This is a genomic window from Pseudomonas sp. FP2300, assembly GCF_030687595.1.
In the GTDB taxonomy this organism is placed as follows: domain Bacteria; phylum Pseudomonadota; class Gammaproteobacteria; order Pseudomonadales; family Pseudomonadaceae; genus Aquipseudomonas; species Aquipseudomonas bijieensis.
The window spans coordinates 3,657,563-3,671,842 of the sequence record NZ_CP117440.1 but is presented as its reverse complement, the minus strand read 5'-3'; the positions used below and the strand labels follow the sequence as shown (position 1 = coordinate 3,671,842).

Genomic DNA, 14,280 nt, shown 5'->3' with positions numbered 1-14,280 from the left:
CGCTCGCGCCATGTCGAAAAAAGACACCATCTCCATCCAGTTGGTGCGTGAGGCGCTGTTGCAAAGCTGCGCTCCCGGAGCGGCCACCGATGAAGTCCTGAGCAAGGTCGGCATAGACCCTGCGTTGCTCGACGACGCGCAGGCACGGGTTCCGGCCCATGCTTATGCGCGGCTCTGGCGTTTGCTCGCCCGACGCCTGGATGATGAGTTTTTTGGCATGGATCCGCGCAAGCTCAAGTCTGGCAGCCTGGCGTTTCTCTGCCAGTGCGCCATGGCCCAGCCCTCGCTGGCGAGCGGCTTGACAGCGGGGCTGGGGTTTCTGTCGCTGATGCTCGAAAACCTGCCGGCCCAGTGGATGCGCCAGCAAAGCCTGGCGGAGATCGTGCTGCTGGAAGACGATCAGGAACCGCGCCGGGCTTTTACCTACTTCACCTACTGGATGATCGTCCATGGCGTGGCCTGTTGGCTGGCCGGGCGGCGCATTCCCATCCTCTCCGTCGAATTGCGCTGCTCGGCACCGGATTTCTGCGACGACTATCGGGTGATGTTCTCCCAGAACCTGCGCTTCGACCGGCCCCGAACCCGGATGATTTTCGCGGCCGAATGCCTCGACCTGCCGATCAGGCGCAACGCTGACGAGCTCAAGCGCTTCCTGGCCCAGGCGCCGGCCAACATCCTGGTCAAATACCGTAACCCGCAAAGCCTGGCCAGCCGGATCAGGCACGACCTGCGGCAGTTGCCTGCCGAACGGTGGCCGGAAACCGAGGCCCTGGCCCAGCAGTTGTGCGTGTCCGCGTCTACCCTGCGTCGACGCCTGGCGGAGGAGGGCCAGACTTACCAAGGCCTCAAGGACAGCGTGCGCAAGGACCTGGCGATCACCTGGCTGGCCGAACCCTCCATCAGTTTCGTCGAAATCGCCTCGCGCCTGGGGTTTGCCGATGCCAGCTCCTTCTACAAGGCGTTTCGCAAGTGGTCCGGGTCCAACCCGGGGCATTATCGCAGCCTGATTCTCAACGAGTCCGATTGATCCCGCTGAATCTGACACCAAGAGTCTTCCCTGTGGCAGCGAGCTTGCTCGCGATAGCCATTTAACAATCGACATGTGTGTTAACTGACCCATCGCCATCGCGAGCAGGCTCGCTCCCACAGAGGGTGCTTGGCAGGTTGGGCTGCTCATAAAACTGTCATTTTTTTTTGATAAAAGCCTGTGCAGGTGCCGGAAAACCGGGCCATCTATCAGGGTAATGTATGCAAGTGACCGTTTTGGGCCGCGTATGAGAGTACTGGTCACCGGCGTCGCAGGGTTCATCGGGTTTCATACCGCCAGGCGGTTGTGCCGCGAGGGCCATCAGGTCATCGGCATCGACAACCTCAACAGCTACTACAGTGTCGAGCTGAAGCAGGCACGGCTGGCGTTATTGGCCGAATACCGCAACTTCCGCTTCCTGCGGCTGGACGTGGCCGACAAACAGGCGCTGTTGGAGGTGTTTGCGCAAACCCCATTCGAGTACGTGGTTCACCTGGCGGCCCAGGCCGGCGTGCGCTATTCCATCGATAATCCCGACCTGTATGCCCAAAGCAACCTGGTGGGTTTCCTCAACGTGCTGGAGGCCTGCCGCGCCCATCGGCCGGCTCATCTGGTTTTCGCCTCGAGCAGCTCGGTGTATGGCTTGAACGACCGTCTGCCGTATGCCACGACCGACCCGGTCGATCAGCCGGTGTCTTTCTATGCGGCTACCAAGCGTGCCAATGAGCTGATGGCCCACGCCTACTCGCATCTCTACGGTATTCCCACCACCGGCCTGCGTTTCTTTACCGTGTATGGACCTTGGGGGCGGCCCGACATGGCGCCGTTCAAATTCACCGACGCCATCCTCAACGGCCGCGCCATTGACCTCTACAACGAGGGCGCGATGTCGCGGGACTTCACCTATATCGACGACATCGTCGAAGCGCTGGTGCGGCTGTTAGCGCTTCCGCCTGCCAATGAGACCGGCGTGTGCAACAAGGTCTACAACATCGGCTTCGGCGGGCCAGTGAAGCTCTTGCAGTTTGTCGAGTGTCTGGAAGAGGCACTGGGGATCGCTGCGATAAAAAATTTCTTGCCATTGCAGCCGGGCGACGTGGTCGACACGTGGGCGGACACCCGCGAGCTGGAAGAACGCGTGGGGTTTCGCCCGCAGGTCGCGGTGCCCGTCGGTGTGCAGTCGTTTGTCGATTGGTACCGCGAGTATTACCGCGTTTAACCCCTCACTCCTCAGCTTTTGACTGGAGCGTCATGCACCAAACTCCTTATGTGTCGGTCCTTATCCCGGCAAAGAACGAAGCAGGCAACCTCATTCCACTGTTGGAAGAAGTCCGTGTGGCGCTGGTCGGCGAGACTTTTGAAGTCATCGTGGTCGACGACGGCAGCACTGATGCCACCGCCGTTGAACTGCGGATGCTGCAAGGCAGCGGCTATCACCAATTGCGGGTGCTCAGCCATGCCCGTTCCCTCGGGCAGAGCACCTCGATCTACCATGCCGCTGAAGTGGCCCGTGGGCACTGGTTGGCGACCCTCGATGGCGATGGTCAGAACGACCCGGCCGACCTGCCGAAAATGCTCGACCTGGTGCGTGGTTCGGAGGGCACGCCTACGGGCGTCAAGTTGGTGGCCGGGCATCGGGTCAACCGTCGGGACACGGCGAGCAAGCGTTGGGCCTCGCGATTTGCCAACAAACTGCGCGCCAGCCTGCTCAAGGACCAGACGCCCGATACCGGCTGCGGCATCAAATTGATCGAACGCGAGGCGTTCCTGCACTTGCCGTATTTCGACCACATGCACCGTTTTATTCCGGCGCTGATCCGTCGCCATAACGGTCGGATGCTGGTTCACCCGGTGAATCATCGTGAACGCGGGGCCGGGGTGTCCAACTACGGCAACCTGGACCGGGCACTGGTGGGCATTGTCGATCTGTTCGGGGTGTGGTGGCTGATAAAACGCACCCGCCTGGATATCAACGCACAAGAGACCGAGGTTTGACATGGGCAGAGAAACGTTGTGGCTGGCCGTTGGCTTCGGAGGGCAATTGGCATTCACCGGGCGTTTTGCCCTGCAATGGCTGTACAGCGAATACAAGAAGCGCAGCATGATTCCCGTTGGTTTCTGGTACCTGAGCATCATCGGTAGCGCGCTGTTGCTGGCCTATGCCATCTACCGTGAAGATCCGGTGTTCATTGTCGGTCAGTCCTTCGGCTTTATCGTTTACCTGCGCAATTTGCAGTTGATCGCCAAGCATCATCAGCAGGAAAACCGCGAACTGGCCGAGAAGGGCTGAGACGGTGCGGATACGGTTATCCTCCTCGCGGCTGGAGCTTCTGGCGTTCGTAGTGTTGGCCTTGATCATGGTGGGAGCCGGCCTGGGCTGGCGCCAACCGATGAACGTCGATGAAGAGCGTTTCCTCGGCGTGGCCCTGGAGATGCTGCAGAACGGTTCATGGTTCATTCCCCATCGCGCCGGTGAAATCTACGCCGACAAACCGCCGCTGTTCATGTGGATGGTGGCGTTGTTCGTGCAACTGACCCACTTGCCCAAAGTCGCCCTGTACTTGCCCGCGTTGCTGGCAGGCGCCGTCACCACTGCGTGTCTGTATGACCTGGGCCGGCGCTTGTGGGGGCGACGCGTGGGGGTGATCGCTGCGCTGTTGTTTCTCGCCACCTACCAGACTTACAGCATCCTGCGCACCGGGCAGATCGACGGTTTCCTTGCGCTCTGGACCATCCTGGGGGTCTATGGCCTGTGCCGGCATTTACTGCTCGGCCCGGCCTGGCGCTGGTACTACGTTGCCTGTGCGGCGATGGGGTTCGGGATCATCAGCAAAGGCGTGGGGTTTCTGCCGGTGTTGATGCTGATTCCCTATGCTTATGCGCTGCGCCGGGGTTGGAAAGGCGTGGTGTCCATGCCTGGCAAGGCAGGCGCCTGGTGGTTGGGGCTGGCCGTGGCGCTGGCAGCCATCGCGCTATGGCTTGGGCCTTTGCTGCTGATCGTGTGGCAGGGCAGCCCCGACAGCCTGGCGTACGCCCAGGAAATCCTGCTGAAGCAGACGGCTGGGCGCTATGCCAATGCCTGGGAACACCGCGAACCCTTCTGGTATTTCTTCGTCCAGGTGATTCCGAAGTACTGGTTGCCGATATTCTTCATGCTCCCTTGGCTGGTGCCGGCCTGGCGCAAGCAGTTGCTCAAGCACGACGGTCGCGTGTTGGTGCTGCTGGGTTGGGTGGTCCTGGTGCTGTTGTTCTTCAGCCTGAGCAGCGGCAAGCGCAAGCTGTATATCTTTCCCGCGTTGCCGGCCTTGATCCTGCTGGTGGCGCCGCTGGTGCCGTGGATGCTACGCCGCTGGTTTGGCTCAAGGCCGAGGGGCAGGGTGGTATTCGCCACATTGACGGCAGTGTGGCTGTGCGCCTGGTTTGTGCGCGGTTTCATCGAGCCCCACAGGGAAGGTATCAACCCCCACGAAAGCCTGATGCGTGATGTCGCGGGGCTGACTTCGAATGCCGAATTGGTGCTCGTGGGGTGGCGTGAGGGGCATTGGCTGTTCGCCCAGCAACCCATCGTGCATTTTGGTTTCCATGACAGCCGGTCTCTGGAACGATCCGTCACCTGGCTACGCAGCCACCCGCAGGCCTTCGCCTTGGTGCCCGCGCGGGACCTGGCCCGCTGCTATGACCCGCAAAAAGCGCGCAGGGTTGGCGGTACTTCAAGGGCCGAGTGGTTCCTGGTGGGGGCTGATGCGGATAACCAGCGCTGCCAGTCCCCGGCGCCAGAGAAGGTTTATTCATTTGCCTGGAAGCAGCCCTTGTAGCGGCTGAACCACCGTCATCGCGAGCAGGCTTGGACGGTCACAAAATCCAGGCTCACCACTAATCACCTGTGGGAGCGAGCCTGCTCGCGAAGACGTCCTGACAGCCGATCACGATGTAGCTGAACCACCGCTATCGCGAGCAGGCTCGCTCCCACATGAATGGTTGGGGGCTCGCCAAATCGGGGCCCACCTCAAATTCCCTGTGGGAGCGAGCTTGCTCGCGATGACGACCTTACGGGCAACACATCCCTCGAACCATGGCCAAACCAGTCAAGCAACTTGATGGCTTTGACCATTGCCCCCAACGCCCTCCGGCGCGAGTATTTCCCTGCTGTCTACGGTTCCCCCAACCAATAAAAAATACAGAGGGATTCTGCTCATGCGCGATTATTCGTCCGCCACGTCGCAGTTCGATTACCTGAACACCGTCAACGCCGCGCTGCACGGCTCGCTCGAGGCACTCAATGCCTGTGTCGAGTGTTGTGACCGGCACGCGTTGCCAGGGCGCATTGCCCTGTTCTGGGAGGGCCGCGACGGCAGCGACGCGACTTGGACTTACCGCGACTTGCAGGACCGCGCCGCGCGGTTCGCCAATTTCCTCCTGGCCCAAGGTGTGGGCAAGGGCGACAAAGTGGCCGGCCTGCTGCCACGCACCGCTGAACTCTTGATCGTGGTGCTCGCCACCTGGCGCATCGGGGCGGTGTATCAACCGCTGTTCACCGCGTTCGGGCCCAAGGCCATCGAGCACCGCCTCGGCAGCTCGGGCGCGCGGGTGGTCGTCACCGATGCGGTCAACCGTCCCAAGCTCAACGAAGTCGCTGGTTGCCCCACCGTGGTCACGGTCGGCGGCGAAAAAGGCCAGGGCATCGTGCGAGGCGACTACAGTTTCTGGGCCGAAGTGGCAAACCATTCCGACCAGTGCGAACCCGTGATGCTCACTGGTGAAGACCCGTTCCTGCTGATGTTCACCTCCGGCACCACGGGGCCCGCCAAGGCGCTGTCGGTACCGCTCAAGGCCATTGTCGCGTTCCAGAGCTACACCCGAGACGCGGTGGACCTGCGCCCTGAAGACGCTTTTTGGAACGTCGCCGACCCAGGCTGGGCCTACGGCATTTATTTTGGCGTGACCGGGCCGCTGGCGATAGGGCACCCCATCACGTTCTACGATGGCCCGTTCACCCTGGAAAGCACCTGCCGAGTCATCAACAAATACGGCATCACCAACCTGACCGGCTCGCCCACGGCCTATCGCCTGCTGATTGCCGGTGGCGAGCAGTTCGCCCGGTCGATCAAGGGCAAGCTGCGCATCGTCAGCAGCGCCGGCGAGCCGTTGAACCCGGAGGTGATCCGTTGGTTCGCCGACAACCTGAACGTGGTGATCCACGACCATTACGGCCAGACCGAACTGGGCATGGTGCTGTGCAACCACCACGGCCTGGAACACCCGGTGCACCTGGGCGCGGCCGGTTTCGCCTCGCCTGGCCACCGGATCGTGGTGCTGGATGAAAACAATCACGAACTGGGCATCGGCCAGCCCGGAATTCTTGCCGTCGATCGCAGCCAGTCGCCGATGTGCTGGTTCGCCGGCTACGAAGGCGGGCCGACCAAGGCCTTCGTCGGTGACTATTACCTGAGTGGCGACACCGTGGAACTGAACCCGGACGGCAGCATCAGCTTCGTCGGCCGCAGCGACGACGTGATCACCACCTCCGGCTACCGGGTCGGCCCGTTCGACGTGGAGAGCGCGCTGATCGAACACCCGGCGGTGGTGGAAGCGGCCGTGATCGGCAAACCTGATCCGGAACGCACTGAGTTGGTGAAGGCTTTCGTGGTGCTCAGTGCCCAATACCGCGCCGCGCCAGAACTGGCCGAAGAATTGCGCCAGCATGTGCGCAAACGCCTGGCGGCCCATGCCTATCCCCGTGAAATCGAATTTGTCAGCGATTTGCCGAAAACCCCAAGCGGCAAATTGCAGCGCTTTATCTTGCGCAACCAGGAGATCGCCAAAGCTCAAGAGGCTGCGGCGCAGAACGTTTCAGCTTGAACCCAAGGAAACCATGATGCAGATCGACAACAAGATTTTCCTCGTCAGCGGCGGTGCTTCCGGCCTCGGCGCGGCCACTGGTGAGATGCTGGTCAGGGCCGGCGCCAAAGTGATGCTGGTGGACCTGAACGCCGAAGCCGTGGCTGCCCAGGCGCAGAAACTGGGCTGCCAGAGCGTGGTGGCCGACATCAGTAACGAAGCCGCGGCTGAAGCGGCGGTCAAGGCTACGGTGGATGCGTTCGGCGGCCTCAATGGCCTGGTGAACTGCGCCGGCATCGTGCGCGGCGAGAAGATCCTCGGCAAGAACGGCCCCCACGCGCTGGCGAGCTTCAGCCAGGTGATCAACGTCAACCTGATCGGCAGCTTCAACCTGCTGCGCCTGGCAGCTGCCGCGATCAGCGAAACCGAGGCCGATACCGACGGCGAGCGCGGCGTGATCATCAACACCGCTTCGGTGGCAGCCTTCGACGGCCAGATCGGCCAGGCAGCCTATTCGGCGTCCAAGGGCGCCATTGCCAGCCTGACCCTGCCGGCCGCCCGGGAACTGGCGCGCTTCGGTATCCGGGTGATGACCATCGCGCCGGGCATTTTCGAAACCCCGATGATGGCCGGCATGACCCCGGAAGTACGCGATTCCCTGGCCGCCGGCGTGCCATTTCCACCGCGCCTGGGCAAACCCGCCGAGTACGCGGCGCTGGTCAGGCATATCATTGAGAACAGCATGCTCAACGGCGAGGTGATCCGTCTCGACGGTGCTTTGCGTATGGCTGCCAAATAATCAGGAGGATTCATGATGTCCAACGATCCTATTGTCATCGTCAGCGCCGTCCGCACCCCCATGGGCGGCTTTCAAGGTGAATTGAAAAGCCTCACGGCCCCGCAACTGGGGGCTGCCGCGATCAAGGCGGCGGTAGAACGGGCCGGCATCGCGCCGGGCGCCGTTGAAGAAGTGCTGTTCGGTTGCGTGCTCGCCGCCGGCCAGGGCCAGGCACCGGCGCGTCAGGCTGCGCTGGGCGCCGGGCTCGACAAGTCGACCCGCTGCACCACGCTCAACAAAATGTGCGGTTCGGGCATGGAGGCGACGATCCTTGCCCATGACATGCTCATCGCCGGCAGTGCCGAGGTGGTGGTGGCTGGCGGGATGGAAAGCATGTCCAACGCGCCGTACCTGCTCGATCGTGCCCGCGGCGGTTACCGCATGGGCCATGGCCGGGTGCTTGACCATATGTTCCTCGACGGCCTGGAAGACGCCTACGACAAAGGTCGGCTGATGGGCACCTTCGCCGAAGATTGCGCCGAGGCCAATGGCTTCAGTCGCGAGGCCCAGGATGCCTTCGCTATCGCCTCAACTACCCGCGCCCAGCAGGCGATCAAGGACGGCAGCTTCGACGCCGAGATCGTGCCGTTGCAGGTCATGGTCGGCAAGGAACAAGTGACCGTGCGCCACGACGAGCAGCCGCCCAAGGCGCGGATCGACAAGATCGCTTCACTCAAACCGGCATTCCGCGAGGGCGGCACGGTGACGGCGGCCAACGCCAGTTCGATTTCCGATGGCGCCGCTGCCCTGGTGCTGATGCGCCAGAGCCAGGCGGTCCAGCGTGGCCTCAAGCCTCTGGCGGTTATTCACGGTCATGCGGCGTTTGCCGATACACCGAGTCTGTTCCCCACCGCGCCGATCGGTGCCGTGAAGAAACTGATGCAAAAGACCGGCTGGTCGCTGGATCAAGTCGATCTGTTCGAAGTCAACGAAGCCTTTGCCGTGGTGGGCCTGGTGACCATGAGCAAGTTGGAAATTGCCCATGACAAGGTCAACGTCCATGGCGGCGCCTGTGCGCTGGGCCACCCGATTGGCGCTTCTGGCGCGCGGATCCTGGTAACCCTGTTGTCAGCCCTGCGCCAGAAAGGCCTGAAGCGCGGCGTTGCGGCGATCTGCATCGGCGGCGGCGAAGCCACGGCCATGGCTGTCGAATGCCTGTACTAAGGAATCACCATGCTCCCGACTGAAGAACAGACGCAAATCCGTGACATGGCCCGGCAATTCGCCCAGGAGCGCTTGAAACCGTTCGCCGCTGAATGGGACCGCGAGCACCGCTTTCCCCGGGAAGCCATCGGTGACATGGCCGAACTGGGCTTTTTCGGCATGCTGGTGCCGGAGCAGTGGGGCGGTTGTGACACCGGTTACCTGGCCTATGCCATGACCCTGGAGGAAATCGCCGCCGGCGACGGCGCGTGCTCGACCATCATGAGCGTGCATAACTCGGTGGGCTGCGTGCCGATCCTCAAGTTCGGCAGCAATGAGCAGAAGGCGAAATTCCTCACGCCCCTGGCCAGTGGCGCGATGCTCGGCGCCTTTGCCCTGACCGAGCCCCAGGCCGGTTCGGACGCCAGCAGCCTCAAGACTCGGGCGCGGCTGGAGGGCGATCATTACGTGCTCAATGGCTGCAAGCAGTTCATCACGTCGGGGCAGAACGCCGGGCTGGTGATTGTGTTCGCGGTGACCGATCCGAGTGCCGGCAAGCGTGGTATCAGTGCGTTCATCGTCCCGACCGATTCGCCGGGCTACAGCGTGGCGCGGGTCGAAGACAAACTCGGCCAGCACGCGTCCGACACTTGCCAGATCCTCTTTGAGGATGTGAAGGTGCCACTGGCTAATCGCCTGGGGGAGGAGGGTGAGGGCTACAAGATCGCCCTGGCGAACCTCGAAGGCGGCCGAGTGGGCATCGCCGCGCAAGCGGTGGGCATGGCCCGCGCTGCGTTCGAGGCGGCCCGTGACTACGCCCGGGAGCGCGCCAGCTTTGGCAAGCCGATCATCGAGCACCAGGCCGTGGCGTTCCGTCTGGCCGACATGGCGACCCAGATCGCCGTGGCCCGGCAAATGGTGCATTACGCCGCCGCGCTGCGGGACAACGGCCAGCCGGCGTTGGTGGAAGCGTCCATGGCCAAGCTGTTCGCCTCGGAAATGGCTGAAAAGGTCTGTTCCATGGCCTTGCAGACCCTGGGCGGTTACGGTTACCTCAACGACTTCCCGCTGGAGCGCATCTATCGCGACGTGCGGGTCTGCCAGATCTACGAAGGCACCAGCGACATTCAGCGCATGGTCATTTCGCGCAATCTTTGAACAGGAGTCCTGCATGAGCTACGAAACGATTTTATTGGAGATCAAGGACCGCGTTGGCCTGATCACCCTCAACCGTCCCCAGGCCTTGAACGCCTTGAATGCGCAGATCGTCAGCGAGCTGAACCAGGCGCTGGACAGCCTGGAAGCCGATCCGAAGATTGGCTGCATCGTGCTGACCGGCTCGAAAAAAGCCTTTGCCGCCGGTGCTGACATCAAGGAAATGGCCGAGCTGACCTACCCGCAGATCTACCTGGACGACCTGTTCAGCGACAGCGATCGTGTGGCTAACCGGCGCAAGCCGATCATCGCGGCGGTGAACGGTTTCGCCTTGGGCGGTGGCTGCGAGCTGGCGTTGATGTGTGATTTCATCCTGGCCGGCGACAATGCCAAGTTCGGCCAGCCGGAGGTCAACCTCGGCGTGCTGCCGGGCATGGGCGGCACTCAGCGCCTGACCCGGGCGGTGGGCAAGGCCAAGGCCATGGAAATGTGCCTGACCGGGCGCTTCATCGACGCGGTGGAAGCCGAGCGCTGCGGCATCGTCGCACGCATCGTGCCGGCTGATGAACTGCTGGATGAGGCCCTTAAAACGGCGGCGTTGATCGCCTCCAAGTCGGTGCCCATCAGCATGATGGTCAAGGAAAGCGTCAACCGCGCCTTTGAAGTCAGCTTGTCCGAAGGTGTGCGCTTCGAGCGCCGGGTATTCCACGCGGCGTTTGCGACACAGGATCAGAAGGAAGGCATGGCGGCATTCGTGGCCAAGCGGGCGGCGGAGTTTCAGGATAAGTAATGCGGCGTCATTACTGCCGCCATCGCGAGCAGGCTCGCTCCCACATTGGATCTGCTGTGAACACAAAATTTATGTTCGCCTAAGACTCAGTGTGGGAGCGAGCTTGCTCGCGAAGGCGGTGGCACATTCAACATTGATGCAAGCTGACCCAGCGCTTTCGCGAGCAAGCCCGCTCCCACATGGGATCTGGAGTGCATTCAGCATCTGCATACACCACCAAACCTGTGGGAGCGAGCCTGCTCGCGATGCTTTTTCAGCCATCACACCAGGTAGTTCTTCAACTCCCGGGCAATGACCATCCGTTGTATTTCGCTCGACCCTTCATAGATCTGGGTAATCCGCGCATCGCGGTAGTAGCGCTCCACCGGATAATCCTCGAGATATCCATAACCACCATGAATCTGTATCGCCGAGGAGCAGACTTTCTCAGCCATTTCCGAGGCGAACAGCTTGGCTTGGGAGGCCTCGGACAGGCACGGTTTGCCGGCGCTGCGCAGGCGGGCGGCGTGGAGGATGAGCAGACGGGTGGCGTTGATGCGGGTGTGCATGTCGGCCAGCAGGTTGGCGATGCTCTGGTGCTCGATGATCGGCTTGTCGAACTGCACCCGATCACGCGCGTAAGCCAGCGCCGCTTCAAATGCGGCACGGGCGATGCCCAAGGCTTGCGCCGCGATGCCGATGCGGCCGCCTTCCAGGTTGGACAGGGCAATCGCCAGGCCTTTGCCGCGCGCGCCCAGCAGGTTGGCCTCGGGGATGGCGCAGTTGTTCAAGGTCACGGCGCAGGTATCCGAAGCACGGATGCCCATTTTGTGTTCGGTGCGATCGACGATGAAACCCGCTGTATCGGTGGGCACCAGGAACGCTGAAATGCCTTTCTTGCCCAGCTCCGGGTCCGTCACGGCGAACACGATTGCCAGCTTCGCCCGCTTGCCATTGCTGACGAACTGCTTGGCGCCGTTGATCACCCACTGGCCATCGCGCAATTCGGCCCGGGTGCGCAGGTTGTGGGCTTCGGAGCCGGCCTGGGGCTCGGTCAGGCAGAAGCAGCCGATGGCCTGGCCACTGGCGAGCTCGGCCAGCCAGGTCTGCTTTTGTTCATCGGTGCCGAAATTCAGGACCGGCCCGCAACCTACCGAGTTGTGGATGCTCATCAGCGCCCCGGTGGCACCGTCGCCCGCGGAGATTTCTTCCACCGCCAGGGCATAGGCCACGTAATCGACATAGGTGCCGCCCCATTCTTCCGGCACCACCATCCCCAACAGGCCCAGCTCGCCCATCTTCGCCACCAGGCCGTCGTCAATCCAGCCGGCCTTTTCCCACGCCTGGGCATGGGGGGCGATTTCACCACGGGCGAAGTCCCGGGCCATGTCGCGGATCATCACTTGTTCTTCGGTCAGTTCGAGGTCGTGCATGGCTCAGTTCCCGTGGTCGTCGAAGCCGTCGAAGAAACTCGCCACGTGGTTGGCGTCCAGCGCCTCCAGGGTCGGCGGGTTCCAGCGCGGGTTCTTGTCTTTGTCGATCAGCAAGGCGCGCACGCCTTCGATCAGGTCACCGCGTTCGAACCATTGCCGGTCCAGATGCAGTTCCAGGGCAAAACAGTCTTCCAGGCTCAAATGCCGACCGCGCCGCAGCATCTCCAGGGTCACGGCCATGGCCAGGGGAGAACGGCTGTCCAAGAGGTCGGCGGTCTTCAGCGCCCATTCGTGGCTGTTGGCGACAGTGACCTGGCGCAACTGCTCGACCATGCTTGGCACATCGGGCAAGGCAAAGAAATGGTCAATGGCCGACCGCAAGTCAGCCAGGGGCGGCGCAGGCAGTTGTTGCTGGCCGAGCTTGGCCAGCAGGCTTTGCAGGTCCTTGAGCGGCGTGTCGTGCCACTCAAGCCGATCGAGACGTTCGTCGAGTTGCTTGAGCTTGCGACTGTCGAGGTACCAGTCGGCCAACCCGCAATACAATGCATCGGCGGCGCGGATCTGCACGCCGCTGACCCCCAGGTAGATCCCCAGCTCACCGGGAATGCGCGGCAGGAAATAGCTGCCGCCCACGTCCGGGAAATACCCGATGGCGACTTCCGGCATGCCCAGGCGACTGCGTTCGGTCACCACCCGCAGGTCGGCGCCTTGTACCAGGCCCATGCCGCCGCCCAGGACGAAGCCGTCCATCAAGGCGAGGATCGGTTTGCGGTAGTGGTGGATCGTCAGGTCGAGGGCGTATTCCTCGACGAAGAAATCTTCATGCAGGGTGTCGTCCTGCTTGTGGCTGTCGTACAGCGAGCGGATATCACCGCCGGCGCAGAAGGCCTTGTCACCGGTGCCACGCAATACCACGGCGCGGATCTGCGGGTCGAGTGCCCAGGTATCGAGTTGTTGCTGCAAGCTGCGCACCATGCCCAGGGTGAGGGCATTGAGGCCGGCGGGGCGATTCAGGGTCAAGTGGCCAATGTGATTGCGAACGTCGACCAGCACCTCATAGGCCGCGGTTTCGCTGGTTTGCGCGGCTTGTGATGAAACCTGAGCTGTCATCGCTAACTCCCTGCTTTTATTCTTCTTTATGAATTGTGTCGCGCGTATCCGTTCAGGATCGTACCAGTGCAAATTTGCATTGCACAACCGGGATACGTGCAGGTCCTGTCTGCATATTTATAGCAGCCACAGGCTCAACCGCGACCAGAGAGAACCTCCGTGATGCTGCGGCGCTTGGCATTTCGCTCGCTGGCGTGGATCAACTGCTCGAGATCTTCTGGCGTGACGTCAAAGAATGCTTCCATTTCCGCCAGGGCCAGTTTCAGGTCTTCGGCCGTGATGGCGTGCCGGTCGACGGGAGAGTGGTCAGCCGGTATGACGGCCACCGGTTCACTGGCGCGCTTTGGATAGCGCACCCGGGTCAGATTGTTGTAGGCCAGCGCAAAGGCGAGCAGTCCGGAGCCGGCCAGCATGGCCGCGCCTACGGCCTGCCAGTCCAGGGCGATGATGGACGGGGCGGCCAGCACCAACGTTGCCGCCAGGGCGCCTGCCGGTGGGTGCAGGCAGCGCAGCCAGCACATCAACACCAGCGCCATGCCAGCCGCCAGGCAGGCGCTGCCCAGCGTGCGGCCCAGTACATGGGCCACCAGCAGCGCGACGACCGACGCACACAGGTAGCCGCCGACAATCGACCAGGGCTGGGCGAGCGCGCCCGAGGACACCGCAAACAACAATACAGCCGAGGCGCCGAGGGGGCCGATCAGGTGTTGCGCCACCTCAAGACCGAATACCTGTCCACAAAGCCAGACACTGAACATCGTCCCCAACGCCATGCCGATGGCGGCGCGGCTCCATTCGGTGGGACGGGTATTGATAGCGGCGGGGAACCAGCGAGAAAGCATTAAACGAAAATCCAAAAAACGAACAAAAAAAGGGGCTTACGGGTGAGTCCCAGAAAGCCCTTTAAATGTTCCAACAGTTGGGGGAGGAACGCTGCACAGTGTGCCGTTCACAACCCTTGGTTACA

Annotated in this window: 13 protein-coding genes; 10 read left to right on the top strand and 3 right to left on the bottom strand. The window is 62.2% G+C overall.

Going from position 1 to position 14,280, the window contains the following annotated elements; genetic code table 11:
• The first annotated feature begins 10 nt into the window (after positions 1 to 10).
• The 10 genes from PSH86_RS16255 (at position 11) to PSH86_RS16210 (ending at position 10,791) form a co-directional block, all read left to right on the top strand.
• The gene (locus PSH86_RS16255) at positions 11 to 1,027 is read left to right on the top strand and encodes an AraC family transcriptional regulator (protein WP_305483735.1); all 1,017 of its coding nucleotides are present in this window, start codon (positions 11 to 13) and stop codon (positions 1,025 to 1,027) included.
• A gap of 247 nt (positions 1,028 to 1,274) precedes the next feature.
• Positions 1,275 to 2,246 carry an NAD-dependent epimerase gene (locus tag PSH86_RS16250; protein WP_212800883.1) on the top strand — a complete coding sequence of 324 codons (972 nt, stop codon included), beginning with the start codon at positions 1,275 to 1,277 and terminating at the stop codon, positions 2,244 to 2,246.
• Between the two features lie 32 nt (positions 2,247 to 2,278).
• Positions 2,279 to 3,022 (top strand): glycosyltransferase, encoded by a 744-nt coding sequence (locus tag PSH86_RS16245; protein WP_305483734.1) that lies wholly within the window; start codon positions 2,279 to 2,281, stop codon positions 3,020 to 3,022.
• Position 3,023: 1 nt separating this feature from the next.
• Positions 3,024 to 3,317: a lipid-A-disaccharide synthase N-terminal domain-containing protein gene (locus tag PSH86_RS16240; protein ID WP_109754136.1), complete on the top strand. Its 294-nt coding sequence runs from the start codon at positions 3,024 to 3,026 to the stop codon at positions 3,315 to 3,317.
• Between the two features lie 67 nt (positions 3,318 to 3,384).
• Positions 3,385 to 4,842: a glycosyltransferase family 39 protein gene (locus PSH86_RS16235; protein WP_305490369.1), complete on the top strand. Its 1,458-nt coding sequence runs from the start codon at positions 3,385 to 3,387 to the stop codon at positions 4,840 to 4,842.
• A 379-nt stretch (positions 4,843 to 5,221) separates the two neighbouring features.
• Positions 5,222 to 6,886 carry an AMP-binding protein gene (locus tag PSH86_RS16230; protein WP_109754134.1) on the top strand — a complete coding sequence of 555 codons (1,665 nt, stop codon included), beginning with the start codon at positions 5,222 to 5,224 and terminating at the stop codon, positions 6,884 to 6,886.
• 16 nt (positions 6,887 to 6,902) lie between these two features.
• Positions 6,903 to 7,664 carry an SDR family NAD(P)-dependent oxidoreductase gene (locus PSH86_RS16225; protein ID WP_109754133.1) on the top strand — a complete coding sequence of 254 codons (762 nt, stop codon included), beginning with the start codon at positions 6,903 to 6,905 and terminating at the stop codon, positions 7,662 to 7,664.
• Positions 7,665 to 7,676: 12 nt separating this feature from the next.
• Positions 7,677 to 8,867 (top strand): acetyl-CoA C-acyltransferase, encoded by a 1,191-nt coding sequence (locus PSH86_RS16220; RefSeq protein ID WP_162893830.1) that lies wholly within the window; start codon positions 7,677 to 7,679, stop codon positions 8,865 to 8,867.
• Between the two features lie 9 nt (positions 8,868 to 8,876).
• On the top strand, positions 8,877 to 10,004 hold the full coding sequence (locus PSH86_RS16215; RefSeq protein WP_305483733.1) for an acyl-CoA dehydrogenase: 1,128 nt from the start codon (positions 8,877 to 8,879) through the stop codon (positions 10,002 to 10,004).
• Positions 10,005 to 10,017: 13 nt separating this feature from the next.
• A complete protein-coding gene (locus PSH86_RS16210) occupies positions 10,018 to 10,791 on the top strand; it encodes an enoyl-CoA hydratase (RefSeq protein ID WP_109754131.1) in 774 nt (257 codons plus the stop codon).
• A 260-nt stretch (positions 10,792 to 11,051) separates the two neighbouring features.
• On the opposite strand, the gene PSH86_RS16205 is transcribed toward PSH86_RS16210, so the two are convergent.
• The 3 genes from PSH86_RS16205 to PSH86_RS16195 form a co-directional block, all read right to left on the bottom strand.
• Positions 11,052 to 12,203 (bottom strand): acyl-CoA dehydrogenase family protein, encoded by a 1,152-nt coding sequence (locus PSH86_RS16205; RefSeq protein WP_163858574.1) that lies wholly within the window; start codon positions 12,201 to 12,203, stop codon positions 11,052 to 11,054.
• 3 nt (positions 12,204 to 12,206) lie between these two features.
• The gene (locus PSH86_RS16200) at positions 12,207 to 13,313 is read right to left on the bottom strand and encodes an enoyl-CoA hydratase/isomerase family protein (RefSeq protein ID WP_109754129.1); all 1,107 of its coding nucleotides are present in this window, start codon (positions 13,311 to 13,313) and stop codon (positions 12,207 to 12,209) included.
• A 134-nt stretch (positions 13,314 to 13,447) separates the two neighbouring features.
• Complete coding sequence (locus PSH86_RS16195) at positions 13,448 to 14,155, bottom strand: HPP family protein (RefSeq protein WP_109754128.1); 708 nt, start codon at positions 14,153 to 14,155, stop codon at positions 13,448 to 13,450.
• Between the last annotated feature and the right edge of the window lie 125 nt (positions 14,156 to 14,280).